This window comes from Neorhizobium galegae bv. orientalis str. HAMBI 540 (assembly GCF_000731315.1).
In the GTDB taxonomy this organism is placed as follows: domain Bacteria; phylum Pseudomonadota; class Alphaproteobacteria; order Rhizobiales; family Rhizobiaceae; genus Neorhizobium; species Neorhizobium galegae.
Window position 1 is genome coordinate 1,301,212 of record NZ_HG938353.1, and the last position, 24,648, is coordinate 1,325,859.

26 protein-coding genes are annotated in these 24,648 nt (G+C 60.1%); 22 read left to right on the plus strand and 4 right to left on the minus strand.

Going from position 1 to position 24,648, the window contains the following annotated elements:
* Positions 1-438: 438 nt before the first annotated feature.
* The 4 genes from RG540_RS06685 to RG540_RS06700 all read right to left on the minus strand — a co-directional run bounded on the left by RG540_RS06685 (position 439) and on the right by RG540_RS06700 (position 7,262).
* Positions 439-4,248: a vitamin B12-dependent ribonucleotide reductase gene (locus tag RG540_RS06685; protein WP_038585918.1), complete on the minus strand. Its 3,810-nt coding sequence runs from the start codon at positions 4,246-4,248 to the stop codon at positions 439-441.
* A 689-nt stretch (positions 4,249-4,937) separates the two neighbouring features.
* On the minus strand, positions 4,938-5,435 hold the full coding sequence (gene gpt, locus RG540_RS06690) for a xanthine phosphoribosyltransferase (RefSeq protein WP_038593180.1): 498 nt from the start codon (positions 5,433-5,435) through the stop codon (positions 4,938-4,940).
* 78 nt (positions 5,436-5,513) lie between these two features.
* Positions 5,514-6,353 carry a universal stress protein gene (locus RG540_RS06695; RefSeq protein WP_038585921.1) on the minus strand — a complete coding sequence of 280 codons (840 nt, stop codon included), beginning with the start codon at positions 6,351-6,353 and terminating at the stop codon, positions 5,514-5,516.
* Positions 6,354-6,476: 123 nt separating this feature from the next.
* On the minus strand, positions 6,477-7,262 hold the full coding sequence (locus RG540_RS06700) for a competence/damage-inducible protein A (protein ID WP_038585924.1): 786 nt from the start codon (positions 7,260-7,262) through the stop codon (positions 6,477-6,479).
* Positions 7,263-7,510: 248 nt separating this feature from the next.
* Here RG540_RS06700 and wrbA point away from each other — a divergent pair, with 248 nt between their 5' ends.
* From wrbA to RG540_RS06810, 22 genes are all read left to right on the plus strand, one after another.
* Positions 7,511-8,110: an NAD(P)H:quinone oxidoreductase type IV gene (gene wrbA / locus RG540_RS06705; RefSeq protein WP_038585927.1), complete on the plus strand. Its 600-nt coding sequence runs from the start codon at positions 7,511-7,513 to the stop codon at positions 8,108-8,110.
* Positions 8,111-8,637: 527 nt separating this feature from the next.
* A complete protein-coding gene (locus tag RG540_RS06710; protein WP_051909251.1) occupies positions 8,638-11,232 on the plus strand; it encodes a DNA-directed RNA polymerase in 2,595 nt (864 codons plus the stop codon).
* A gap of 80 nt (positions 11,233-11,312) precedes the next feature.
* Positions 11,313-11,459 (plus strand): hypothetical protein, encoded by a 147-nt coding sequence (locus RG540_RS32310; protein ID WP_162182795.1) that lies wholly within the window; start codon positions 11,313-11,315, stop codon positions 11,457-11,459.
* A complete protein-coding gene (locus RG540_RS06715; RefSeq protein ID WP_038585929.1) occupies positions 11,456-11,683 on the plus strand; it encodes a hypothetical protein in 228 nt (75 codons plus the stop codon). The genes RG540_RS32310 and RG540_RS06715 overlap by 4 nt, the downstream gene beginning before the upstream one ends.
* Positions 11,680-11,913, plus strand: a complete 234-nt coding sequence (locus tag RG540_RS06720; RefSeq protein ID WP_038585931.1) for a hypothetical protein — start codon at positions 11,680-11,682, stop codon at positions 11,911-11,913. Before RG540_RS06715 ends, RG540_RS06720 begins: the two co-directional genes overlap by 4 nt.
* A gap of 547 nt (positions 11,914-12,460) precedes the next feature.
* Complete coding sequence (locus RG540_RS06730; protein WP_051909252.1) at positions 12,461-13,135, plus strand: ssDNA-binding protein; 675 nt, start codon at positions 12,461-12,463, stop codon at positions 13,133-13,135.
* 2 nt (positions 13,136-13,137) lie between these two features.
* Positions 13,138-13,554 carry a hypothetical protein gene (locus RG540_RS06735; RefSeq protein ID WP_051909253.1) on the plus strand — a complete coding sequence of 139 codons (417 nt, stop codon included), beginning with the start codon at positions 13,138-13,140 and terminating at the stop codon, positions 13,552-13,554.
* Positions 13,551-14,201, plus strand: coding sequence for an N-acetylmuramoyl-L-alanine amidase (locus RG540_RS32315; protein ID WP_157884591.1), 651 nt, complete (start codon positions 13,551-13,553; stop codon positions 14,199-14,201). Before RG540_RS06735 ends, RG540_RS32315 begins: the two co-directional genes overlap by 4 nt.
* A 103-nt stretch (positions 14,202-14,304) precedes the next feature.
* A complete protein-coding gene (locus RG540_RS06745; RefSeq protein WP_038585935.1) occupies positions 14,305-14,487 on the plus strand; it encodes a hypothetical protein in 183 nt (60 codons plus the stop codon).
* A 4-nt stretch (positions 14,488-14,491) separates the two neighbouring features.
* Complete coding sequence (locus tag RG540_RS06750) at positions 14,492-14,704, plus strand: helix-turn-helix domain-containing protein (RefSeq protein ID WP_038585937.1); 213 nt, start codon at positions 14,492-14,494, stop codon at positions 14,702-14,704.
* Positions 14,705-14,706: 2 nt separating this feature from the next.
* Positions 14,707-15,069, plus strand: a complete 363-nt coding sequence (locus RG540_RS06755; protein WP_038585940.1) for a hypothetical protein — start codon at positions 14,707-14,709, stop codon at positions 15,067-15,069.
* A gap of 169 nt (positions 15,070-15,238) precedes the next feature.
* Positions 15,239-15,382, plus strand: coding sequence for a hypothetical protein (locus RG540_RS32320; protein ID WP_157884592.1), 144 nt, complete (start codon positions 15,239-15,241; stop codon positions 15,380-15,382).
* A 175-nt stretch (positions 15,383-15,557) separates the two neighbouring features.
* Positions 15,558-17,024: a DnaB-like helicase C-terminal domain-containing protein gene (locus tag RG540_RS06760; protein WP_157884593.1), complete on the plus strand. Its 1,467-nt coding sequence runs from the start codon at positions 15,558-15,560 to the stop codon at positions 17,022-17,024.
* Positions 17,025-17,164: 140 nt separating this feature from the next.
* Positions 17,165-17,896 (plus strand): hypothetical protein, encoded by a 732-nt coding sequence (locus RG540_RS06765; RefSeq protein WP_162182796.1) that lies wholly within the window; start codon positions 17,165-17,167, stop codon positions 17,894-17,896.
* A gap of 9 nt (positions 17,897-17,905) precedes the next feature.
* Positions 17,906-18,508 (plus strand): hypothetical protein, encoded by a 603-nt coding sequence (locus tag RG540_RS06770; RefSeq protein ID WP_038585949.1) that lies wholly within the window; start codon positions 17,906-17,908, stop codon positions 18,506-18,508.
* Positions 18,509-18,562: 54 nt separating this feature from the next.
* Positions 18,563-20,614, plus strand: a complete 2,052-nt coding sequence (locus RG540_RS06775) for a DNA polymerase (protein ID WP_197560173.1) — start codon at positions 18,563-18,565, stop codon at positions 20,612-20,614.
* Positions 20,586-20,807: a hypothetical protein gene (locus RG540_RS06780; RefSeq protein ID WP_038585952.1), complete on the plus strand. Its 222-nt coding sequence runs from the start codon at positions 20,586-20,588 to the stop codon at positions 20,805-20,807. The genes RG540_RS06775 and RG540_RS06780 overlap by 29 nt, the downstream gene beginning before the upstream one ends.
* On the plus strand, positions 20,807-21,211 hold the full coding sequence (locus RG540_RS06785) for a hypothetical protein (protein WP_038585955.1): 405 nt from the start codon (positions 20,807-20,809) through the stop codon (positions 21,209-21,211). The genes RG540_RS06780 and RG540_RS06785 overlap by 1 nt, the downstream gene beginning before the upstream one ends.
* On the plus strand, positions 21,208-22,041 hold the full coding sequence (locus tag RG540_RS06790) for a hypothetical protein (RefSeq protein ID WP_038585958.1): 834 nt from the start codon (positions 21,208-21,210) through the stop codon (positions 22,039-22,041). Before RG540_RS06785 ends, RG540_RS06790 begins: the two co-directional genes overlap by 4 nt.
* Positions 22,017-22,598 (plus strand): deoxynucleotide monophosphate kinase family protein, encoded by a 582-nt coding sequence (locus tag RG540_RS31080; RefSeq protein ID WP_157884594.1) that lies wholly within the window; start codon positions 22,017-22,019, stop codon positions 22,596-22,598. The genes RG540_RS06790 and RG540_RS31080 overlap by 25 nt, the downstream gene beginning before the upstream one ends.
* A 221-nt stretch (positions 22,599-22,819) precedes the next feature.
* On the plus strand, positions 22,820-23,038 hold the full coding sequence (locus tag RG540_RS06805) for a hypothetical protein (RefSeq protein ID WP_038585964.1): 219 nt from the start codon (positions 22,820-22,822) through the stop codon (positions 23,036-23,038).
* Between the two features lie 10 nt (positions 23,039-23,048).
* Positions 23,049-24,590, plus strand: coding sequence for a portal protein (locus RG540_RS06810; protein WP_038585967.1), 1,542 nt, complete (start codon positions 23,049-23,051; stop codon positions 24,588-24,590).
* Positions 24,591-24,648: the final 58 nt, after the last annotated feature.

The window sequence follows — 24,648 nt, forward strand, 5'->3', positions numbered from 1 at the left end:
CCCGGTCGGCCGGGTGACACACTATGAGCGCTCTGAACCAGCTTGCAATCGAATACATGCCGTAACGGGGTGCACGCTTTTGCGGGCGCTCTGACCTGCGCGGGCGATGGCCGCTTACGGCGTAAAATTGCCATAGCGCTACACGGCCAATGGGTTTTGATCTCAAGTGTCGGAATTATCTGGCTCAGATGTGCTGGCACGCCGGGCAAAGCTGGCTTTCGTCCACCTCGGACGGCCCGGGATCATTTCAATCCCACGATCTTCGACGTTCGACGTAGATCCCGAAGTCGATCGGCCTCACGCCCGCCTGCTGCGCAATCTTACGCACCGGATCTTGCAAAGGCATATAGTTTTTCAGGCACCGGAGTGCCTGAAAAGTTCTCGTTGAGGCTGATTCTGGACAAACCGATCGTTTCTACGATCAGCCATTCACATTCATCAGCTGCAGCCGCTCGTAGCCCCACACGTGTCGCACTTCTCGCAAGTCCCGTTCCGGACCATCGTGAAGTTCTGGCACTCGCCGCACATGTTGCCCGTATAGCCCTGGGCGATCGAACGCATGCGGCGTTCGTTTTCGACCTTTTTGGCTTCCGTCTTGGCGGTCGCGGCCTCGTCGGCGGCCTTGTCGGAGAAGAGGGCCGTGGTGGCTGCCTGTTCTTCGGTCAGTTCCTCGACGATCTCTTCGGCGAGTTCCTTGGCGCGCTCCTCGTAGTCCCGCTTGAAGGAGACGATTTCGGAGGTGGAGATGGCAACCGTCGGTTCCAGCTTGCGGGCGGCGGCACCGGCAAAGGCGGTGACGTTGGTGCCGGCCGAGGCGCGGGCAGGGGCGGCGGTCGCCGCACCCTTGATGTCGGCCGGGCGGTCGCCGCCGGTGCCGGAGACGAGCGTCGGCTTGTAACCGCGGGTCAGGCCCTTGGAGACGACATCCGCCTTGCCTTCCGAGACGCCGCGGCCAAGCGCGGTGTTGGAGAAGTCCGACGTATCGACATGCGCGAGGTCGTGGCGGCCGAGATAGGAGATCGCCAGTTCCCGGAACACGTAGTCGAGGATGGACGTGGCGTTCTTGATCGCGTCATTGCCCGTGACGATGCCCGCCGGCTCGAACTTGGTGAACGTGAAGGCATCGACATATTCCTCGAGCGGCACGCCATATTGCAGGCCGAGCGAGACGGAGATCGCGAAGTTGTTGATGAAGGCGCGCAGCGCCGAACCTTCCTTGTTCATGTCGAGGAAGATTTCGCCGAGACGGCCGTCGTCGTATTCGCCGGTGCGCAGGAAGATGGTGTGACCGCCGATCTTCGCCTTCTGGGTATAACCCTTGCGGCGGCCGGGCAGCTTTTCCTGGCTGCGGACGACCTTTTCGATGATCCGCTCGACGATCTTTTCGGTGATCGTCACCGCCTGGGCGGCTGTCGGCTGAGCCAGCAGTTCCTCGACGGCGTCTTCCGCATCGTCATCGGCAATCAGCGACGAGTTGAGCGGCTGGGAGAGCTTCGAACCGTCGCGATAAAGCGCGTTCGCTTTGACGCCGAGCTTCCAGGACAGCATGTAGGCCGAGCCGCAATCCTCGACGGTCGCGTCGTTCGGCATGTTGATCGTCTTGGAGATCGCGCCCGAGATGAACGGCTGTGCAGCCGCCATCATGCGGATATGGCTTTCGACCGAGAGATAACGCTTGCCGATCTTGCCGCAGGGATTGGCGCAATCGAAGACGGCCAAATGTTCGTTCTTCAGGAAGGGGGCGCCTTCGAGCGTCATCGCGCCGCAGACATGGATGTTGGCGGCTTCGATGTCTTTCTTGGAGAAGCCGATATGTTCGAGCAGGTTGAAGCTCACGTCGGCGAGTTGCTCGTCGGTGACCTTCAGCGTGCCCTTCAGGAAGTCTGCACCAAGCGTCCACTGGTTGAAGACGAACTTGATGTCGAAGGCAGCTTTGGTGGCGCCGTTGATGGCTTCGATCTTGTCGTCGGTGAAACCCTTGGCCTTCAGCGAGCCGGGGTTGATGCCAGGCGCCTGGTTGAGATTGCCGTGGCCGACGGCATATGCCTCGATCTCGGCGATCTGGCTTTCCGAATAACCGAGCGTGCGCAGGGCTTCCGGAACGGCGCGGTTGATGATCTTCCAGTAGCCGCCGCCGGCGAGCTTCTTGAACTTGACGAGCGCGAAATCGGGCTCGATGCCGGTTGTGTCGCAATCCATCACGAGGCCGATCGTGCCGGTCGGGGCAATCACCGAGACCTGCGCGTTGCGGTAGCCGTGTTGTTCGCCGAGGACAAGCGCCTTGTCCCAGGCAGCTTTGGCATGGGCGACCAGATCCTGGTCCGGGTTTTCCGAATGGATCAGCGCCACCGGGTTGACCGACAGCTGTTCGTAGCCGGAGGTTTCGGCGTGAGCGGCGCGGCGATGGTTGCGGATGACCCTCAGCATGCTGTCGCGGTTCGGAGCGAAGTTCGGGAAGGGGCCGAGTTCGGAAGCCATTTCGGCGGACGTCGCATAGGAAATGCCCGTCATGATCGCGGTCAGCGAGCCGGCGATGGCGCGGCCTTCCGGAGAGTCGTAGGCGATGCCGGTCGACATCAGCAGGCCGCCGATATTGGCATAGCCGAGGCCGAGCGTGCGGTACTGGTAGGAAAGTTCGGCGATCTGGCGCGACGGGAACTGCGCCATCATCACCGAGATTTCGAGGACGACGGTCCACAGGCGCGTCGCATGTTCGTAATCGGCGATGTTGATGCGGGCGGTCGTCTTGTCCTTGAACTGCAGCAGGTTCATGGAGGCGAGGTTGCAGGCCGTGTCGTCGAGGAACATGTATTCCGAGCACGGGTTCGAGCCGCGGATCGGGCCGCCGGCCGGCGAGGTGTGCCAGTCGTTCATCGTCGTGTTGAAGTGGATGCCTGGATCGGCGGACGCCCAGGCGGCGTAGGAGATCTGTTCCCAGAGATCCTTGGCCTTCAGCGTCTTCATCACCCGGCCGTCCTTGCGGGCGGTCAGGTTCCAGTCGCCATCCTGCTCGACAGCGCGCAAAAAGTCGTCCTTGAGCGAGACGGAGTTGTTGGAGTTCTGGCCGGAGACGGTGAGATAGGCTTCCGAATCCCAGTCCGTGTCATAGGTCTTGAATTCCAGGTCCTTGTAGCCCTGGCGGGCGAACTGGATGACGCGGCCGATATAGTTTTCCGGAACCTGATCCTTCTTGGCAGCCTTGATCTCGCGCTTCAGGGCAGGGTTCTTGAGTGGGTCGTAGCAATCGTCGCCGCTGCCGCCTTCGCAGTTCAGGCAGGCTTTCATGATGGCCTTCAGGTGGCGGGAGACGATCTTAGAGCCGGTGACGAGGGCCGCCACCTTCTGCTCTTCCTTGACCTTCCAGTTGATGTATTCCTCGATATCCGGATGGTCGATGTCGACGACGACCATCTTGGCCGCACGGCGGGTGGTACCGCCCGACTTGATGGCGCCGGCAGCGCGGTCACCGATCTTGAGGAAGCTCATCAGGCCGGAGGAACGGCCGCCGCCGGACAGCTTTTCGCCTGCGCCGCGCAGCATCGAGAAGTTGGAGCCGGTGCCGGAGCCGTATTTGAACAGGCGGGCTTCGCGGACCCACAGGTCCATGATGCCGCCCTCGTTGACGAGATCGTCCTCGACCGACTGGATGAAGCAGGCATGCGGCTGCGGATGCTCATAGGCCGACTTCGACTTGGTGAGCTTGCCGGTGAAGGGATCGACATAGAAATGGCCTTGGCCGGGGCCGTCGATGCCATAGGCCCAATGCAGGCCGGTGTTGAACCACTGGGGGGAATTCGGGGCGACGCGCTGGGTGGCGAGCATGTAGGCGAGCTCGTCCATGAAGGCGGCCGCGTCTTCTTCGGAGGTGAAATAGCCGCCCTTCCAGCCCCAGTAGGTCCAGGTGCCGGCAAGGCGCGAAAAGACCTGGCGCGCATCGGTTTCGGAACCGTACTGCTCTTCCTTCGGCAAAGCCTTCATCGCTTCCGTGTCAGCTACAGAGCGCCACAGGAAGGAGGGGACGTCGTTCTCCTCGACCTTTTTCAGGAACTTCGGAACGCCGGCCTTGCGGAAATACTTCTGCGCCAGAACGTCCGTCGCAACCTGGGAGAACTGCGCCGGCACGTCGATATCGGCAAGCCGGAAGACGATCGAGCCGTCCGGATTGCGGATCTCGCTGATCCCCTTGCGGAATTCGATTTCCCCGTAAGCACCTGTCTCCGGCTTGGTGAAACGACGTTCGATGCGCATTGCCTTAAATCCTCGTCCGTTGGCGCCTGATGATAAGGCGCAGATGTGCCGCTCCAGCCCACACGTTCGACGCGCGCAGCCGGTTGAATGTTCCCGATCCCAGGTGAGTCATCCGTAGATGCCAACCTGTATGTTGTGGTGATAACGGCTGCAACACTACTACATATAGTATTAACAGAATCTTTCCGCCAGTCCCAGCCGTTGTTTCGGAGCGGAAAATCGAGCAGGCACGGAGACCCTGATAGCAGCCCGCCCCTCATAGCCGGACTGCGTGATCTTTTCCCGTCAAACTCGAAGAAGAACCGGCCTCGTAATTCCGGTCCAGTCGCCGCCGCAACGTAAGGGGCACTGTCGAACGAGCCGAGAGATTCGTCAAGGCGTAGATTGCAACGCTTTTATAACCACAAGATATTGTGGTTCTTGGCTGTGGATAACGGGGATGAAGAAATAGCCGAGGATTCTCAGGCAGTTGCGGGGATGGCCTGAAACTTTTGTTGCGAGGCCGAGAAATATTTCGTGAGCGGCTGCCGGCGCCAGAAGCCCGGTTCAGCGCGGTTTTGAAGGCTCGGCCGTACCATATTGAGACATATCAAGAATCTGCACCCACTAGTAATAGACAAGCCCGCGCGGATTTTTAACCGGGCGGGCTGGTGACAAGGGCCGAGATTTTTGAAAAGGGCTGGAAGGAATCAGCCTTTGGCGCCCTTGGCGATCGGCTCCTGATAGGTGAAGCCCATGTCCCAGGGGAAATAGATCCAGGTGTCCTGGCTGACTTCGGTGACGAAAGTGTCGATAGTCGGCACACCGGAGGGTTTTGCATAGACGCAGGCGAAATGGGCCTTCGGCAGCATGGCGCGCACTTCCGACGCTGTCTTGCCGGTATCGGTCAGGTCGTCGATGACCAGCACGCCGGCGCCTTCGTCGACCGTGAGTTCAGGCGTGATCCCCTTCAGGAGGTTCATTTCGCCCTGGTTGACGTAGTCGTGGTAGGAGGCGATGCAGACCGTCTCGATCAGGCGGATATTGAGTTCGCGCGAGATGATCGCCGCCGGCACCAGGCCGCCGCGGGTGATGCAGACGATGGCACGGAATTCCCGGCCAAGGCCGGCGAGCCGCCAGGCAAGTGCCCGGGCATCACGGTGGAACTGGTCCCAGGAAACGGGGAAGGCTTTTTCGGGAAGAGACATAGGGCTGGCCACCATTTGCGAAAGCATATTGTTGGCTCTCGCTAATAGCGGCAATTCCCCGGTCGACGCAAGGATTTGTCAGCGGGAAAGCAAAGTCAGCGCCGTCATCGAATCGAGCAGGTTGCGGGTGACGCCGCCAAACAGCATTTCCCACCAGCGCGAATGGCCGTAGCCGCCCATCACCAGAAGATCGACGCTGCCCTCGGAGAGGTGGTTCTCGATCGCCGCTGCGGCGGAGATGCCGCTTTTTCCCTGTGTTGACAGCGTCACGTTGACACCGTGCCGGGCAAGGGTGGCAGCGATCTCGGCGCCCGCCATTTCCGGCGTCTGGCCGCCACGGTCGCTCGGATCGACGCAGAACACCTCGACGCTTTCGGCAGCTTTAAGGAACGGCATCGAATCGAAGGTCGCCCGCGCCGCCTCCCGAGAACCGTTCCAGGCGACCAGCACCCGTTTGATCGGCTGCGGCACCTTCATCGTGTAAGGGATGAGCAGCATCGGCCGGCCGCTGTCGAAGAGGAATGTTTCGATATCGGCGCGATGATCCGCATGGGCCGGATCGCTCTGGCTCGCGACGATCAGGTCGACAGCATGGGCCGTATCCATCACCGAGTGGCAGCCGTAACCGGCCGACGACATGAAGCTGCGCCATTCGATGGAAAGACCATCGCGAGACGCCTGGTCCTTGAAAATCCGCTCGACCTCGGCGGTTTCCTTCTGCGCGGCGTCCTGGAGGATCTGCACGGCGGATGGGTCGGGAATTTCCATCGGCGCGATCAGCGGCACGGCTGCGAGCGTTTCGGCATGCACGCCGATCAGGTGGGCGGAAAACCGTTCGGCGAGCGCTATCGCGAAATCGGTGATCTGCCTGGCGTTTTGAGGGGTGTCGAGAACGGCGAGAATGGTCTTGTAGGCCATGGCTGTGTCTCCTCATCAACTGGTTCCACGGAATTGGGAACCAGTGTCAGATAAATACGTGTGTCGCACCTTGATCCCGGTCAAGGAGCGTACCCCGGCAATGAGGAAACAGAGTGCAGCAGGTCAGGCGTCGGCTGTCGGATTGGTGGCGATCTTGGCGCGGTCGATGCCGGCGATCATCTCTGCCACGGCTTGCGCAGCCGCATCGAGAACCCGCGGATCGCGGGCGCGCACCACGATCTCGGTTGAGAACCGCTGCCCGTCATACTTCGGATAGGAGCCGATGCTGGTCTCCGGATGCGCCTTCTGCACGGCCGACAGCAGCGTGCCGATATCGCCTTCGCCATAGGGGCAGGGGAGCGCCCGCGACAGCATTTTTGTGCCCGAGCGCAGCATCGGCAACACGTTGTCGACCATCGCCTGGAAGACCTGTGGCACGCCGGCCATCACGTAGACATTGCCGATGATAAAGCCCGGCGCGGTCGAGACCGGGTTGGGAATATGCCTGGAGCCCTCGGGCATGCGGGCCATGCGCTGGCGCGCCTCGGTGAATTCCATCTCCCGGCGCTTGTACATGTCGGCAAGCAGCCTCATCGCTTCGGGATCGTGGATGCAGGGCACGCCAAAGGCTTTGGAGATTGCGTCGGCGGTGATGTCGTCATGGGTAGGCCCGATGCCGCCCGAGGTGAAGACGTAGTCGTAACGGCCGCGCAGCGCGTTCAGCGCCTCGACGATCGCATCCTCCTCGTCGGCGACGATCCGCACTTCCTTGAGGTCGATGCCGGAAAGCGTCAGCAGATCGGCGAGATGACCGATATTCTTGTCCTTGGTCCGGCCGGACAAAAGTTCGTCGCCGATCGCGAGCATGGCGGCGGTGACGATCAAGGATGGTTGCGGCGCTTCAGGCATCGGTATTCCTCCGTAAATGCCACACTCCTAAGCCCAATTTTTTGAAGGCAGAAGCGATTTTGTCGTGATGAACGCTGAAATGGTCTCCGTTGTGAATTTATGATCGTAAAGCGAAATATCGTATCCAGATGTTGAACAGTGCGTAGACCCGACGGGGGCTGTCGCTCACGGGCGAACCCGTTACATGTGAACCCGGTTCTGGCCGCAGACGGCCTTGTTCACACACCAGACATCGAATGGAGAAGATCATGGCGAAGGTTCTCGTGCTTTATTATTCCGCTTACGGCCACATCGAAAAGATGGCCTATGCCGTTGCGGAAGGCGCAAAGTCGGCAGGCGCCGACGTGACGGTCAAGCGCGTTCCGGAACTGGTTCCGGACGAGCTCGCCAAGGCTTCCTATTACAAGATGGACCAGCAGGCTCCGATCGCAACCGTTGACGAACTCACCGAATACGATGCGATCATCGTCGGCGCCGGCACCCGTTTCGGCACGGTCGCTTCGCAGATGCGCAATTTCTGGGACCAGACAGGCGGCCTCTGGGCACAGGGCAAGCTGGTCGGAAAGATCGGCTCGATGTTCACTTCGTCTGCCACCCAGCACGGCGGCCAGGAATCCACCATCCTCGGCTTCATCCCCACCTTCCTGCACCAAGGTATGGCCGTCGTCGGCCTGCCCTACGCCTTTGCCGGCCAGATGGGCACCGAAGAAGTCAAGGGCGGCTCCCCCTACGGCGCCAGCACGATCACCAATGGCGACGGCTCGCGCCAGCCTTCGGAAATCGAACTCGAAGGCGCCAAGTACCAGGGCGCCCACGTCGCCAAGCTGGCCGCCAAGCTCGCCGGCTGATCGAATTGCGGTAATTTCCGAAAGGGCGCGGCGAGAGATCTCCGCGCCCTTTTCGCATCCCGCCCATCCGGCCGTCTCGCTTTTTTCGTGACCGCGAACCGCTTCCGCAATTTCGGTGCTTGACGGCGTCGCGCAAGTTCAAGAAACAGGACGCCCATGCGGACGTGGCGAAACTGGTAGACGCAAGAGACTTAAAAGATCATCTCCGGCATAGTCTAAGGTGGATAGATCAAGACTAACGGGGCGCAGGACTTCCCGGTTTTGCGCCCTTTTTGCGCGCCCTAACTATCCACTAGTGCATAACTGGTCACCTATACATAGTGCTGCTTCCGGCGTGTGGCAGGACTTGTGGCAGGGATGACCGCCCAAGGGGGGAGTTACCCCTCACTATTGAGGAAGTGGCAGCAGCCACCTCCCGATTACAGCCCACCATAGGCTTCTCACAAATCAACCCACCATAGGCCCAGGTTTCCGGTTCACTTACTTAGGTGTTCCGGGACCGGGCCTTTCTTTTTGGAAGGCTCTCCATGACCTCTCACGACCTCACCAATGAACTCTTCCTCGCCGCTCACGGTTGCCTCCCGACCGAGCATCCCGGCTGGGAAAAGCAGATCGCACTTGAAGATGAAATGCGGTCGGCTGGTATCGCCCGCTTCGAGAAGGCACTGGAGAAGAACCAGACTAGGGGCAATGAGAGCAGCAACCTTTCATCCCGCCGCATGATCATCCACGCCCATGAGATGGTGGTGGCTGGTATCAAGGCGTTCCTGGAAGAGGCCAGCTCGGGCAAGGCAGGCAAGAAGCACACCGCCGTGGCCTACCTTCGTGACGCGGACCTGGATGTCGTCGCGCACCTCGCCCTCCGGAACCTGTTCGATTGCGTCTCGACCCGCACGAAGATCACCCCGCTCTCTATCCGCATCGCGTCGATGATCGAGGACGAGATGTTCTTCAATGCGTTCCGCGACCAGGACAAGGATGCCTACGAGTTTGCCCGTAAGAAGATCGGTGAGCAGACGCACAATGCCGTCCACCAGAAGCGGGCCATGACCAAGCATGCCAAGCACAAGGGTGCGGAGTGGCAGGACTGGTCGGTCGAGGGCAAGACTGCGGTGGGCCTCAAGCTCATTGAGATCGTGGTCGAGGCCACCGGCCTCTTCGAAACCGTCCGTCAGTCAGAAGGCGTGAACAACACCAACATCTACGTGGTCGCCACGAAGGACACCATGGAATGGCTGGCCACGGAGAACTCCCGGCTTGCCCCTCTATCCCCGGTCTACCTTCCGACCCTCCTCCCGCCGCGCCCGTGGACCTCACCGTTCCGGGGTGGCTACTGGTCCGGTCGCGTCCGCAACCTGCGGCTCATCAAAACCGGCAATCGCCAGTACCTCACCGACCTGGACAGCATCGACATGCCCAAGGTCTATCACTCGGTCAACGCGATGCAGAACACGGCCTGGACCATCAACCGTCGCGTCTATGACGTGATGACTTCGCTTTGGGACAATCGATCCACCCTCGCATGCCTACCCCAGGCTGACGACATCGCTCTTCCCGAGAAGCCCATGTGGCTCACCCCGGAAATGAAGAGGGAGGACATGACGGTCGAGCAGGTGGACCAGTTTATGCGCTGGAAGTCCGAGCGGACGGCCATCTATGAAGCCAACGCCCGCGCCGTGTCCAAGCGACTGGCCTTCTCCCGCATGCTTTGGGTGGCCGAGCGGTTCAAGGATGAGGAAGAGTTCTTCTTTCCTCACCAGATGGACTTCCGTGGCCGGGTCTATGCCGTGCCGTTGTTCCTCAATCCGCAGGGTGATGATGCTGCCCACGGTCTCCTCCAGTTCGCCAACTCGGTTCCGATTGGCGATGAGGAGGGGGCCAATTGGCTCGCCATCCACGGCGCTGGTCTCTGGGGTGTGGACAAATGCTCGATGGAGGAGCGTGTCCAGTGGGTGAAGGATAATGAGGAAGGCATCCTCGCGTCCGCATCCGACCCCTACGATAACCGCTTCTGGCTCACCGCTGAGAAGCCCTGGCAGGCGCTTGCGTTCTGCCATGAGTGGGATGGTTATCGGGCCGAGGGCTACTCCTATGAGAGCCACCTCCCGGTCCAGATGGACGGCACCTGTAACGGTCTCCAGAACTTCTCGGCCATGCTCCTGGACGAGATCGGGGGGGCTGCGGTCAACCTCGTGCCGGGGGATAAGCCGAACGACATCTATGCCACGGTCGCTGAGGTTCTCATCAAGAAGCTCCAGGAGATTTCCGAGGCTTGCCCTGAGGACACCACCACCAAGGAGGTGCTGGACAAGGAGACGAAGGAGCCGAAGACCATCATCGTTGAGAGCGATGGCTCCATGGCCCGCAAATGGCTGGCGTATGGCATCACCCGCAAGGTGACCAAGCGCCCGGTCATGACGCTGGCCTATGGGGCGTCGGAGTTCGGCTTCCGGGAGCAGGTGTTCACCGACACCGTAACCCCCTGGAAGCAGAGTGCAGGCGAGGCGTTCCCCTTCGAGGGCACTGGCTTTTCAGCGGCATCCTTCCTCGGTCTCCTCATTTGGGATTGCGTGGGCGAAGTCGTGGTTGCTGCTCGTGGGGCCATGGATTGGCTCCAGGAGGTCGCGAAGATTGCCGCCAAGGAAGGGCTTCCGGTTATCTGGAACACCCCGACCGGCCTCAAGGTCATGCAGGAGTATACCTCCAGCGAACAGAAGCGCATCGCGTTGACGTTCCAGAAGGTGCGCATGCGCCTGTCCCTCGACGTGGCGACGAAGAAGATCGACAAGCGGAAGCAGGGGAGCGGTATCTCTCCCAACTGGGTCCACTCCATGGACGCAGCTCATATGCAGCTCACGGTTTCCCGCTGCCATGATGAAGGCATCCGCTCCTTCTCGCTCATCCATGACAGCTACGGCACCCATGCAGGCAACGCCTGGGCAATGGCCCAGTTCCTCCGGGAAGAGTTCGTCCGCATGTACGGGGACCATGATGTCCTCCAATCCTTCAAGGAGGAGATCGCCATGATGCTCGGTGTCGATCACGAAGCCCTCCCAACGCTGCCCAAGAAGGGCTCTCTGGATTTGTCTCAAGTCCTGGAGAGTCCTTTCTTTTTCGCCTAACTCATCCACCTGCGCATAGGTTCCCTCAGATGATTAGAACCCACCATAGAAATCCTCACAACGCGACAAAGGAAATCCCCATGACGAACCTCAACGAAATGCAGTCCACCCTTGGCAAGGCTATCGCCATTTGGCGGTCGGGCCGGAACATCACGTTCGCTATGGGCACCGAGCTTCGTGAGCAGGGCTATGACGTAGCCGCTCTGGCCAAGGCACACCGCCGATGAGCCATCCATTCAAGAAGGGACAGCCCGTCCTCTGCATCCGCGCCCCGGAAGCAGGCATCCCAATCACCGAGGGCGAGACCTACACCGTCAAGCGGACCTTCCATGGTGCGCCTGACGGCAGCGAGCCTTGTATCCCGGGCATGGAGAATACCCCCGGTGTTGAACTGGTCGAGAAGCCAGGCAACTACTTCACCGCCGACCGCTTCGAGGAGGTCCAGCCATGAGCTACGACCTCGCCAAGACCCAGTTCCTCATCACCAAGGGACCGTTCGTAACCACCATCACCGCCTACCGTCGCAAGCGGGCGTTGATGCTCTTCGACAAGAACGACCGGCCGGTCCGCCCCATAACCTGGGACAACTGGCGGGAGTTCCGCACGAAGTGGCCCAAGGAAGTCGAGGCCGAGAAGCTCTCGGTCAAGACGGTCTGGACCCTGGAGGCGATCAAGCCGTGAACCAGGACACCCCTACGACAAGCACCGTGTCTTCCTGCTGCCGGACCTTGGCTCTCCTTCGCGAAGAGCTGAGGCGAACCCGCAGTCACCAGACGGCACTCAGTATCCAATACGCAAAGCGCAACATGGACCACGCAGCCGCCCAGGTACGGGCTGGCTTCAAGCTGGTCGAGCGCACCTGACAACTAGGAAAAGCGAATGATCTACCTCCGCTACCGCGACAAAGTGGAGCGCATAGTCGATTGCCCCCGCTGCGATGGGAAGGGTTTCCACACGCTCCGCAGCGATAGCATCATCCTCATGCTGCCCAATGGCCAGAGGGCGCCATTCCTCACTGGTCACTCCTGGATGTGCGGATGCACAGGCGGAAAGGTCGTCACCTATCCATGGACCCGAGGCCGTAGCTTGCCTCCCTTAGTTCCCCGGAAGCGTCCCCGCTGACCGATTAGAACCCACCATAGCAATCCTAACAATCCACCCAAGCTCGCCCCCTGCGCCACCTCGGCCAGGGGGTTTTTCTGTTTGGGCTCAAGCCAACGGAAACATCATGGCAAAAGCACCACAGCGCCCGACCCTCAACTCCCCGAAGGGCGCTTTCAAATTCCCGAAGCTCACCACTCCGGACACCAAGTTCAAAGCCGAGGGTGAATACTCGGTCAAACTCATCGTCGCATCCGATGCCCCCGGCGTGGCTGACCTGATCAGCAAGTGCGACAAGGAAGCAGCCGACAGCCTCAAGGAGGCCAAGGCCAACGCGAAGAACGCAGCCGAGGCGAAGAAGTGGGAGACCAAATACCTCCCGTATGCCCACGTCGAGGATGACGAGACTGGCGAGCCGACCGGCGATGTCGAGTTCAAGTTCACGATGAAGGCGTCCGGCGTCTCGAAGAAGACCGGCAAGCCGTGGACCCGCAAGCCCGCCCTGTTCGATGCCAAGGGCAAGCCGATCAAGGGCGAGGTCGAGATCGGTGGTGGCACCATCGGCAAGATCAGCTTCCAGATTATCCCCTATGCCCCGACCACGACCGTGGGTGCGTCCTGCAAACTGGCGCTCGAAGCGGTGCAGATCATCGAGCTTCGCCAGTTCGGCGACAAGTCCGCATCGGCCTACGGCTTCGGTGAAGAAGACGGCTACGAATACACCAAGGACGAAGACGGCGAGAGCCCGTTTTCCGGTGACGAGGGTGAAGCACCGGCTGGTGAAGAAGAGGTCGAGTTCTAAGCATGGTAGCCCGCACCCTCACCAGTGAGATGCGGGAGCATGCACTTCGGAATGGCTTCCGCTCGGGGCTCGAAGAGAAGGTCGCTGACCAGCTCCGAGCCTTGGGCATCGAAGTGAAGTTCGAGCAGCGCAAGGTCAAGTACACCAAGCCTGCCCGAGCTGCGACCTACACCCCTGATTTCGAATTGCCGAACGGCATCATCATCGAAACCAAAGGCCGCTTCGTTACCGCCGACCGCCAGAAGCATATCCTCATCAAGGCCCAGCATCCCGAGCTGGACATCCGCTTCGTCTTCTCAAACTCGAAGGCGAAAATCTCCAAGACATCCGCAACGACCTATGCCGACTGGTGCCGCAAGTACGGCTTCCAGTTCGCGGACAAGACCATCCCCCTGGGGTGGATCAAGGAAACCCCATGAGCATGAAATCCCGTACCCGCACGGACTACATCGCCGTGCATTGTGCGGCCACGCCTCCCTCTGCGGACATTGGCCGCGCCGACATCGACCGCTGGCACCGCGCCAAAGGCTGGCTGATGATCGGCTACCACTATGTCATTCGCCGCGATGGCCGCGTTGAGATCGGTCGCCCGGTCGATGCCATCGGCGCTCACGTTGAAGGCTACAACTCCATCTCGGTAGGCATCTGCCTAGTCGGTGGCGTCGATGCCAAGGGTCACAGCGAAGACAACTTCACCTCAGCCCAGTACGCCGCCCTGGCCGAGCTGCTCATCCAGCTCAAGGCCAAGTACCCGAAGGCTACCATCCAGGGTCACCGCGACTTCCCGAAGGTGGCCAAGGACTGCCCGTGCTTCGACGTTCGGAACTGGATCAACCAGACCGGCGTGTTCGTCACGAAGCAGCCAGCAGTGAACCCGAAGCCGGTCCCGGAAACCCCGAAGACAGCGCCGAAGGACAACGGCTGGGCCTACCATACGATTGTCGAGGGTGACACCCTGTTTGCCCTTAGCCGCAAGTGCGGCGTCTCGGTCGATCAGATCACGGCGCTCAATCCCGGCATCAAGATCAAGGCTCTCAAGATCGGCCAGACCATCCGCGTCCGCTGATTAGAACCCACCATAGCAACCCTCACAAACCCTCGGTCCTCACGGGCCGGGGGCTTCTGTGTTCCCAGCGCCAATGCGCAATCGATAACCGATAGGAAAACCAATGCCCGTTTCCCGTAAGCGCCCGATCTCCTCCACCGCCGAGCGCGTCCTTCACCCGACCAAGGGTTACCGCAAGGTGAGCGTCAAGCGTTCCCTCGCTGCCACCGCGACCGCAGCAATCAAGTCCGGCAAGGTCTCCGCTGAGCTGGGCCTTCTCCGCAACTTCCTCCAGCACGGAGCCTGAGACATTGACCACGAAGATTGAACGCATCCGCCAGCACTTCCTCTCTGGCCGCTCGCTCACCCAGCTCGAAGCCATCGGGCTTTATGGTGCATTTCGCCTCGCTGCCCGCGTCCACGATCTCAAGGCCCAGGGTATGAAGATCGACACCCTCATGAAGGAAGACCCGAACGGTTCGCCGTATGCTGAGTATCGCCTTCGGTCGGCACGGGTCCGCTGATCATGAACCAGCAGCAAGTCAAATACACCATGGCCCGCATCGACACTATCGAGAAGCGGAAGTTAGAAGACCTCAAGAAGGCTTGCACTGTCCCGGCCAAGGCGATCTCTGATGAAGAGCTACAGCGGCTCCTTATGGAGGGGAAGCTCCCGGCCAAGACGGAGATCAAGCGTGACCGCTATCACACCGTGGCGGTGTCCGACCTGTTCGATGTGTCTGAATACATCAACTTCGAACATGTGAATGACGACTATCTGCCGGGGGTCGAAGCTATAAAGGCTGAGGCTAACCGGGTTCGCGATGAGGTCATGCTGGGCGATAACGCCGTAGCCCTGGCACTCCTCCGTGCTTTCGCTGGGGAGTGATCGTGCCTCTCATCATCTTCCTCCCGGTCACCATCGCTCTCCTCCTCATCCTCTCCTCCTGCGTCACCTATCAACCCCCAGGTCAAGACCTCTGGCTCCTGGTGGGTCGATGAAGGGTGACCGGCGGCCTCCACTGGTGCGCCTCCCTATCGTCTCCCTCGACGCAATCATGACCATGATCGTCACCAGCTACGCCCAGGCGTTGGCTGGGGCGGTCGGTCGCGGTGAGCTGACGACTGCGGAAGCGGCCGACATCATCGACCACGCCAACGTGCTGATGCTCGAAGGCGTCCACAAGCTCCCCAAGGGCTAACCCCTCCACCATGCAAGAAGACAGCTCCTTTCTTCACAAGGAGCCATGCCCGAAGTGCGGCTCCCGAGACAACCTCGGGCGCTACTCGGACGGCCACGGCCATTGCTTTGGCTGCGGCTACCACGAGCCCGGCGATGGCTCCCCACCCATCCAAACCAAACCCAAAGGCACCACAATGTTTGACCCCATCCAGGGCGAGTACCGCGCTTTGCCCAAGCGTGGGCTGACAGAAGAGACGTGCCGGAAGTTCGGCTATCTGGTCGGCCAGAATAAGAATGGCAAGACCGTTCAGGCCGCACCCTATTACGATGAGGACGGCAACCTCGTGGGCCAGAAGACCCGCGATGCCGACAAAAACTTTTCCTTCATCGGTTCCTCCCGTGATGCCCAGCTCTTTGGGCAACACCTATGGCCGTCCGGTGGTCGCCGCGTGGTGATCACGGAAGGCGAGATCGATGCCATGTCGGTCTCCCAGGTCCAGGGCAACAAGTGGCCGGTGGTCTCCATCCCGAACGGTGCCCAGGGCGCAAAGAAGTCCCTGGCCAAGAACCTGGAATGGCTCAACAGCTTTGAGGAAGTCGTCCTCATGTTCGACCAGGACGAGCCGGGGAGGGAAGCAACCCGAGCCTGCCTCGATCTTTTCCCCTCGGGCAAGGTCAAGATTGCCGAGCTTCCCCGCAAGGATGCCAATGAGATGCTTCTGGCAGGTGAGGGCGACAAGATCGTTCAAGCCATCTGGAACGCCAAGACGCACCGGCCGGACGGCATCGTCACCCTCGGGGACATCAAGGAAAAGCTCCTCAAGCCAATCGAGTGGGGCCTTCCCTGGTGGCTCGGGTCTCTCACCCAGCTCACCTACGGTCGCCGCTATGGCGAGCTGTATGCCCTGGGCGCTGGCACCGGGATTGGCAAGACCGACTTCCTCACCCAGCAGATCGTCTTCGACATCACCGAGCTTAACCAGCCGGTGGGCCTGTTCTTCCTGGAGCAGCAGCCCGAAGAGACCGGACGCCGGGTAGCTGGAAAGCTTGCCGGTCGTCGCTTCCATGTCCCTGATTCGGGATGGACGAATGACGAACTGACCCAGGCCGTGGACCAGCTCGAAGCTGGCGGCAAGCTCTTCCTCTACGACAGCTTCGGGGCGACCGACTGGGAAGTCATCCGGGAAACCATGCGCTTCCTCAACAAGTCTGAGGGCGTCCGCATCTTCTACCTCGACCACCTCACGGCGCTTGCCGCTGCGGAGGAGGACGAGCGGAAGGCGCTTGAGGTCATCATGTCTGAGATCGGCGGTCTCGTGAAAGAGCTGGACTGCATGATCATCCTCATCAGCCACCTAGCAACCCCTGAGGGCAAGCCCCACGAGGAAGGTGGCCGGGTCATGATCAGGCACTTCAAAGGTTCCCGGAGCATCGGCTTCTGGTGCCATTACATGTTCGGCCTGGAGCGCGACCAGCAGCATGAGAACGAGGAGATGAGGTCCATCACCACGTTCCGCGTCCTCAAGGACAGATACACCGGCCAAGCTACCGGCCAAGTCATCTACCTGGGGTACGAGAAAGACACCGGCAGGCTCTTCGAGACCGAGCTTCCGGACGAGAAAACGTTCCAAGACGAGACGTGCGGGGATATTCCTTTCTAGGAATGTTATCCTTATCTACCCCCAGTCATCCACAGCATAGGAACATTGTCCTATTTCCCTCTTGCCGGGGAGCAGGGCAATGTTCTACCTTTGTTCTCATATCCACAACCGGAAGCTATCCCATGAACCAGCACGTAAAGATGGCCATCAACTCGCTGCACATGACCGCGCAGCACGTTGCCACCCTGGAAGGTAACAACCAGCTCCTCATTGAGGGAGCAGCGAAGCAGGCTGCGACTATTCGGACGCTCAGTGAGCGCAACTCCACATTGGAAGCCGAGGTCACCCTGGAGCGATACAATGTCGAGTTCCTCAAGAACCAAGGCCGCAAGACCCGGCTCGTTAAGCGGGCACTCCAGAAGAAGATCAGCGATCTCAAGTCCTACCTGGGCCAAGCCTTGGACCGAGCGGAGCGGGCGGAAGCCGCCAATGAAATTCTCCGGACGCAGATGAGCAAGATGATCGCTCAGCAAACGGAGCTGATGGCGAAGAACGACAAGCTCGAAGCATCCATCGACCGAATGATGGATGGCCAGCCGCTCCCATTCCAGATCATCACCGAGCCCGCGCCGTTCCGTGTGGTCGTCCACGCAGGAAAGAACCACACCTACCGGATGGATCAAGTGGAAGTTCGCCAGCTCGGCATGTCTCTCCGCATTGCTCCCGAGCATCGCCGTGATCTCCTCGCTCATGCCGAAATGGCGAAGGATGCCGCAAGGCAGGTGGCTCACAAGATGGAACTGGCAATCCTGGAAGCCCTCCGTGGCGAACAGGTAACCCACGATGACATCTCCAAAGCCCGCCTCAACCGACTGACCAACTACCAGCGCCAGCAGCAGAGCGACCGCTCGTTCGACGTCTACGGCTTCTAAGGAAACCCCATGAACAACCTGCACAATATCTTCCCCGCCTCGGGGCCGCTTCCGGCTGACTGGAGGAAAGTCCTTGACGAGATCGGGCAAGCCACCAGCACGAACCCGGTTCTCTCCGGTGGGGCGCTTAGGGACCACTTCCTTGGAGCCCCAGTGAAAGACCTGGATATCTTCATCCCGTGGTCGATGGACGCCCTCAACTCCCTCAACGAATACCTGGAGGGCAGGGGCTATGCCCGTGTCCAGAACATCCCGCCGTCCTGCGAAGGTCTTGGTGAGGTGGTCGCCGTGGTCGGCTACTCGAAGTTCGGGGAGATCGACCTCAACGTGATCTTCCTGGACAACGCGGTCGATCTCTCGCCGCTCGGTGTCGCCCAGCGGAATGACTTCGGCATCTGCCAGATCGCCGCGTGGATCAATGAGTTCGGCGGCTGGTCCTTCGACTACACCACCGCGTTCCTCACGGACGCCTTGGGCAACTCCTTCACCCTGCTTCGCCAGGGCGATGAGGCCCGTAGCCTGCGCCGCTTCGAGCGGCTCAAGGAAAAGTACCCCGACCACAAGCTGGTCACTCCCCACATTACCCCCACGACGAACCTCCTTCCGATCTAATCGAAGGGGGTTTTTTCTTGCTCGTGGGTGTCACTCCCGCGAGAGGACATCCCCTTGGAAACCCCAAGCTTTATCTGGCGTAACCCTGATGGTTCGCCGCTGACGATCAAAGGCTCCCGTTACAACTTCGACATTGAGAGCAACGGGCTGCTTGAAACCATGGACCGCATCCATTCGGTCTGCATGGAAGACCTCGAAACCGGGGTCATGTATTCCGCCCATGATCACGCCGACACCTGGAAAAACCCGAACGAAGCAGCGGGTATTGTGATCACCATCACCATTGAGCAGGCCGTGCGCTTGCTCATGGAGGCCGGGGAACTCGTCGGCCACAACATCATCAAGTTCGACATCCCGGCAATCCAGAAGGTTTACCCGTGGTTCAAGCCTAAGGGCATCATCACGGACACCCTCGTTCTGTCCCGTCTCATCTTCTCCAATCTCGGGGACTGGGACGCGAAGCAATCCCGCAAGGGGAAGTTTCCAGGCAAGCTCATTGGCTCCCACGGCCTTGAAGCCTGGGGCCTCCGCCTCGGGGAATGGAAGGGCGACTACTCGAAGATGATGGAGGAACAGGGGCTCGACCCCTGGGCCAACTGGTCGCCCGAGATGCAGACCTATTGCGAGCAGGACATCGCGGTCACCCGTGAACTGCTCAAGCGTATCGATGCAAAGCAGTATGCCCCTCAGTCCATCGAGCTGGAGCATGCCTTCGCCACTGTCATCGCTATGCAGGAGCGGTACGGCTTCGGCTTCAATGAAGAAGAAGCAGCCAAGCTCTATGCCACACTAATCGCCAAGCGCCAGGAAATCGCAGAGAAGCTCAAGGCTTCCTTCCCGCCTGTCCTGGTGCGGACCCCGTTCGTCCCCAAGGCGAACAATAAGAAGATGGGGTACGTCAAAGGCGTCCCGACCTTCAAAGAGAAACTCGTAGAGTTCAACCCCTCCAGCCGCCAGATGATCGCCCAGCGATTGAAGGAGTTCGGCTGGGAGCCTGAGGAGTTCACCCCTAATGGTCAGCCAAAGGTCGATGAGACGATTCTCTCTAAGCTGCCTTGGCCTGAGGCTAAGGTTCTCGCTCACCATTTCCTCATCGAGAAACGCATCGGCCAGCTTGCCGAGGGTGATCAAGCGTGGCTTCGCCTTGTGCGCAAGGGCCGCATCCATGGTGGCGTAAATACGAACGGTGCCGTTACCGGGCGCTGCACCCATTCCCGCCCTAATGTCGCCCAGGTGCCCTCAGTGGGTGCCCCCTACGGTGAGGACTGCCGAGCCCTGTTCGGTGTCGGTAAAGGGCGCAAGCTCGTTGGTGCCGACCTCTCGGGCCTTGAGCTGCGATGCCTTGCCCACTTCATGGCTCGATACGATGACGGCGAATATGGCCGAATGCTCCTCGAAGGAGACATCCACTGGGTCAATGTCCTCGCCCTTGGCTTCGTCCCTGCCGGGACTGAGCGAGATGAAGATCGGTTCCCAATCCACAAGCTCTTCCGTGGTGGGGCCAAGACGTTCATCTACGGCTTCCTTTACGGTGCCGGTGATGCGAAGGCCGGGTCTATTGTGGCAGACATCGCAATGCGCGAGGTCCGCGACGGACTAGGCTGCTCGGTCTACAAGAAGTATTTCCCAGCCAAGAACGAGCTGGGGTATAACCCAAGCCCAACTGAGGAAGACCTCAAGCGGGTAGGGAAGCGCCTCAAGAAGAGCTTCCTGGACAAGACCCCGGCTATCGCGAAGCTTCGTGAGGCCGTCTCTAAGGCCGCTGAGCGCGGCTACCTCATCGGCCTGGATGGACGCAAGCTTCACATCCGGTCGGCACATGCTGCCCTCAACACCCTCCTGCAATCCGCAGGTGCCCTCATCGCCAAGCAGGCGACCGTCTTCGCGTATCTGGAGCTATCCAGGCGCGGATATGTATTCGGCCGTGACTATGCCTTCGTGGCGCATGTCCACGACGAAATGCAGGTCGATGCCCGCGAAGCAATCGCAACCGAAGTCGGTGAAGTCCTCGTCCAGGCGATGAGGGATTGCACCGCTCACTTCAAGTTCCGCTGCCCAATCGACGGAGAGTTCAAAATTGGCAACAACTGGAAAGAAACTCACTGACGTTCTCAGCCGCGCTTGGCACGGTCCCTTCAAGACCAAGAGCGATTTCGCCCGAGAACACGCCGACCTCATCGGCATGGCCGCATCTGACGGCTTCATCACCACCCGCATCGCCACCGGTCTCTACGGCCGGGAGTGGCGCATCACCGCCGCTGGCATCCAACACCTCCACACCTTGCGAGGTGAAGCCTGATGTTTGACCGCAGTTACCGGGGAGGGGACCATTACTCCTCCTCGACCCACATAAAACAACAGCCGCATGACGCCGCTGATGCTGCTCGGCTCTACGGCGAGGTCGAAGCCAAGGCCGAAGCCAAGGTAAAACGGGTCGTCCACGAGCAGCTCGACAGCATCAAGGCTGAGTTCGTCAAGCTCCATGCCGAACGTTCGGTTCTGCATTTCAAGGATAATTTCTTGGTCCTCTTCAAGGTCAACGGCAAGGGCATGGAAGCCCGCGTCGAGGTTGAAGAGATGGAAAAGGTCAGGGGCGAGCGCGGCGAGATCGTCGTTTACCGAAAGATCGCTGAGGGCATTACCGAAGAAATCCTTCGTCAACTCGTGCCTCACCTCTACTCCCTCGGGAGGGGCATGCGATGAGCCGCACCCTACTGATTGACGCGGACGTGGTGGCCTATAACGCTGCCGCGTCCAAGGAGGTCGCCACCCACTGGGGTGACGGCTACTGGACTTGGCACTGTGACGAGGAGGCCGTGAAAGCAGCCGTCCTCGAAATGCTCGATCGCTACATGGATGAGCTGAACGGCACCGCCATGAAGCTCTGCCTGACCGACAGCGAGGGTAACTTCCGGTTCGGTGTCCTGCCTTCCTACAAGGGCAACCGCAAGAACGTGAAGAAGCCCCTGGTCCTCAAGACCATCAAGCAGTGGCTCATTGACGAACATGATGCCTATTTCCGTCCTGGCCTCGAAGGTGACGACTGCATGGGCATCTTGGCGACCGCCCCGGTCATCAAGGGTGAGAAGGTCATCGTATCCATCGACAAGGATATGAAGACAATTCCAGGCTTGTTCGTCCATCGCCTTGATGACGGCATCATGGAAATCTCCCAGGCCGAGGCCGACTGGTGGCATCTCTTCCAGACGCTCACGGGGGACACCACGGATGGCTACTCCGGGTGCCCTGGGGTCGGCCCGGTGGAAGCCAAGCGCATCCTTGATGAGGGCCTGCTCTTCATCCCCTACGAACACATGCTCACCCGTGGCGCTCGTAAGGGCCAGATCGAAACCCGTTGGGATGAAAGCATCACCGCCGACCCGTGGGCCTCGGTTGTGTCAGCCTTCAATCGAGCCGGTCTCACCGAAGCTGATGCCCTCCAGCAGGCCCGCGTTGCCCGCATCCTCCGCGCTTCCGACTATGACTTCAAGAAGAAGGAACCAATCCTTTGGTCTCCAAAACCCCGAACCTGATCGGGCTCTATTCGCCTGCATCCCGCATGGGGAAGTCCACCGCATCCCAGTTCCTTATCGAGGGGCTGGGATTCTCCCTGGTGAAGTTCGCCGGTCCCGTGAAAGCGGTCACTGCCGTGTTCCTCAAGGAGATGGGCGTCCCCGAAGAACAACTCCCGGACTACCTGGAAGGCCACCTCAAGGAGACATCCCTGGCCGAGTACGGTTTCGACGCTCTCAGCTCTCGCCGCATCCAGCAGGTGATGGGCACCGAGGCTGGCCGGAAGGCCCTCGACACAAACCTCTGGATTACCATTGCTGGCCGAAAGGTCCGCAAACTGATCGATGGGGGCAAGCGCGTGATCATTGACGATATGCGCTTCCCGAACGAGTACGACCTCATCAAGGCGATGGGTGGTGAGACGTGGTGCGTTTACAACCCACGAGTAGAAATCTCGGTTTCCGATCATCCCTCTGAGGGTTTGCTCTCCAATCACGCCTTCGACAAGGCGCTCATCAATGACGGGACCATCCCGGAGCTGGAGCAACAAGTATTGGAGGCGGTTACCCGCTTCTGATTACAGCCCACCATAGGAGGCTACTTTCCAATGTCTCAATCCTTCCCACCCATTCCCGAAGTTCTGCTTACGGAATTGGAGAAAAACTTCCCGCCGTCCTACCCCGACCTAAAGCAATCCGAGCGAGAGCTTTGGGCGAAGGCCGGTGAAGGCAGGGTGGTCCAGTTCCTCCGCTTCCAGTTTGAGGAGCAGAACAAGGGACGCCTGAAAAGGTCACCCTAATGTGCAAGACCCCCAAACCCCCGCAGTCTGAGCCAGCCGCGCCAGCTCCGGCCCCGCCTGCACCCTCGGCTGCTACGGCCCAGGGCGATGTCGTCCGCGAGGAAGACAACGACACCTCCGTCCAGAAGGCCCGCAAGAAGGGCCGCAACTCGCTCCGTATCAAGCTTGATGCTGGAAACACGGGCGGCGCTACCGGGCTGAATATCCCGCAAGCCTAAGGAACCCAACATGGCAAAGACCGCTGCTGCGCGTTATTCGCAGCTCATGCGGCTGCGTGAACCGTTCCTATCAAGAGCCCGAAGCGCAGCGAAACTAACCATTCCCACGCTGCTCCCTCCCGAAGGCCACTCCGGTGACGCATCTCTCCCGACCCCATTCCAGGGCATCGGGGCACGAGGCGTCAACAACCTGGCTTCCAAGCTTCTCCTGGCACTTTTCCCACCGAACGCTCCGATCTTCCGGCTGCTCATTGACGACTTCACGATTGAAGAACTCACGAAGCAGGAAGGCATGAAGGCGCTCGTTGAGGAAGCCCTCGGCAAAGTCGAGCGCGCCGTGATGACGCAGATCGAGGGAGCAGCTATCCGCGTCACCGCCTTTGAGGCGTTGAAGCAGCTCATCATTTCCGGCAACGTCCTCCTCTATCTCCCTCCCGAGGGTGGCATGAGGGCATTCCGGCTAGACCGTTTTGTGGTCAAGCGTGACCCGATGGGTAACGTCCTGGAGCATATCACCAAGGAAACCGTAGCCCCTGATACGCTGCCCCCGGCGTTCGTATCGAAGCTCGGTCCCAATGCCCGCCAGAAGTATAACAATGCTCTCTCGGCAGATAAGACCATGGACCTCTACACCCACGTCAAGCTCGTGAACGGGCAATGGCGGATTTACCAGGAGGTCGAGGGCGTCAAGGTTCCCGGTACGGAAGGCAGCTATCCTAAGGGTAAGTCTGCCTGGATTCCGCTCCGGTTCACCAAGATCGACGGCGAAGACTATGGCCGTGGCTACGTCGAGGAATACTATGGCGATCTCAAGTCGCTAGAAGTCCTGACGAAGGCGATTGTCGAAGGCTCCGCAGCCGCCGCCAAAATCCTCATCCTGGTCAAGCCGAATGGCACCACCAGCAAGAAGACCATTGCCGAGGCTCCGAATGGGGCCGTCCGTTCCGGTGACGCTTCCGATGTTACCTTCCTCCAGCTCGACAAGTACGCCGACTTCCGCATCGCCAAAGAGACGATGAGCGAGATCAGCCAGCGGCTTGCCATGGCCTTCCTCCTCAACTCCGCTATCCAGCGGTCCGGTGAGCGAGTGACCGCCGAGGAAATCCGCTACATGGCGGGCGAGCTGGAGGATGCCCTGGGTGGCGTCTATTCCATCCTGTCCCAGGAGTTCCAGCTCCCACTCGTGTCTCGCATCATGTTCTCCCTGGAGCGCACTGGGAAACTCCCCACGCTTCCCTCGGGTGTGGTGAAGCCAGCGATCACCACGGGCCTCGAAGCCCTTGGCCGTGGTCATGATCAGATGAAGCTCGACAGCCTACTCCAGCGCCTCGCCCCGTTGGGTCCGGAGGTGATTGCCGAGTACCTGAACGTGAGCGACTACATCAAGCGAGCAGCAACCGCCATCGGCATCGAAGCCACCGGCCTTGTCCGCTCCGATCAGGAAGTTCAACAGGCCCGCCAGCAGAAGCAGATGCAGGCGATGGCATCTCAGTTCGTCCCGGAAATGGCTGGAGCCGTCCGCGACCAGCTCAAACCCGAAGCCCAAGGATAACCCATGGAAAACCCCGAGGTCGCCCCAGTGGCGACACCGGAGACGCCCGTGGCCACAC

Coding starts and splice junctions, on each gene's coding strand:
- RG540_RS06685 (WP_038585918.1), bottom strand. CDS start 4,248: ATGCGCATCGAACGTCGTTTCACCAAGCCGGAGACAGGTGCTTACGGG.
- gpt (WP_038593180.1), bottom strand. CDS start 5,435: ATGTCTCTTCCCGAAAAAGCCTTCCCCGTTTCCTGGGACCAGTTCCAC.
- RG540_RS06695 (WP_038585921.1), bottom strand. CDS start 6,353: ATGGCCTACAAGACCATTCTCGCCGTTCTCGACACCCCTCAAAACGCC.
- RG540_RS06700 (WP_038585924.1), bottom strand. CDS start 7,262: ATGCCTGAAGCGCCGCAACCATCCTTGATCGTCACCGCCGCCATGCTC.
- wrbA (WP_038585927.1), top strand. CDS start 7,511: ATGGCGAAGGTTCTCGTGCTTTATTATTCCGCTTACGGCCACATCGAA.
- RG540_RS06710 (WP_051909251.1), top strand. CDS start 8,638: ATGACCTCTCACGACCTCACCAATGAACTCTTCCTCGCCGCTCACGGT.
- RG540_RS32310 (WP_162182795.1), top strand. CDS start 11,313: ATGACGAACCTCAACGAAATGCAGTCCACCCTTGGCAAGGCTATCGCC.
- RG540_RS06715 (WP_038585929.1), top strand. CDS start 11,456: ATGAGCCATCCATTCAAGAAGGGACAGCCCGTCCTCTGCATCCGCGCC.
- RG540_RS06720 (WP_038585931.1), top strand. CDS start 11,680: ATGAGCTACGACCTCGCCAAGACCCAGTTCCTCATCACCAAGGGACCG.
- RG540_RS06730 (WP_051909252.1), top strand. CDS start 12,461: ATGGCAAAAGCACCACAGCGCCCGACCCTCAACTCCCCGAAGGGCGCT.
- RG540_RS06735 (WP_051909253.1), top strand. CDS start 13,138: ATGGTAGCCCGCACCCTCACCAGTGAGATGCGGGAGCATGCACTTCGG.
- RG540_RS32315 (WP_157884591.1), top strand. CDS start 13,551: ATGAGCATGAAATCCCGTACCCGCACGGACTACATCGCCGTGCATTGT.
- RG540_RS06745 (WP_038585935.1), top strand. CDS start 14,305: ATGCCCGTTTCCCGTAAGCGCCCGATCTCCTCCACCGCCGAGCGCGTC.
- RG540_RS06755 (WP_038585940.1), top strand. CDS start 14,707: ATGAACCAGCAGCAAGTCAAATACACCATGGCCCGCATCGACACTATC.
- RG540_RS32320 (WP_157884592.1), top strand. CDS start 15,239: ATGACCATGATCGTCACCAGCTACGCCCAGGCGTTGGCTGGGGCGGTC.
- RG540_RS06760 (WP_157884593.1), top strand. CDS start 15,558: ATGTTTGACCCCATCCAGGGCGAGTACCGCGCTTTGCCCAAGCGTGGG.
- RG540_RS06765 (WP_162182796.1), top strand. CDS start 17,165: ATGGCCATCAACTCGCTGCACATGACCGCGCAGCACGTTGCCACCCTG.
- RG540_RS06770 (WP_038585949.1), top strand. CDS start 17,906: ATGAACAACCTGCACAATATCTTCCCCGCCTCGGGGCCGCTTCCGGCT.
- RG540_RS06785 (WP_038585955.1), top strand. CDS start 20,807: ATGTTTGACCGCAGTTACCGGGGAGGGGACCATTACTCCTCCTCGACC.
- RG540_RS06790 (WP_038585958.1), top strand. CDS start 21,208: ATGAGCCGCACCCTACTGATTGACGCGGACGTGGTGGCCTATAACGCT.
- RG540_RS06805 (WP_038585964.1), top strand. CDS start 22,820: ATGTGCAAGACCCCCAAACCCCCGCAGTCTGAGCCAGCCGCGCCAGCT.
- RG540_RS06810 (WP_038585967.1), top strand. CDS start 23,049: ATGGCAAAGACCGCTGCTGCGCGTTATTCGCAGCTCATGCGGCTGCGT.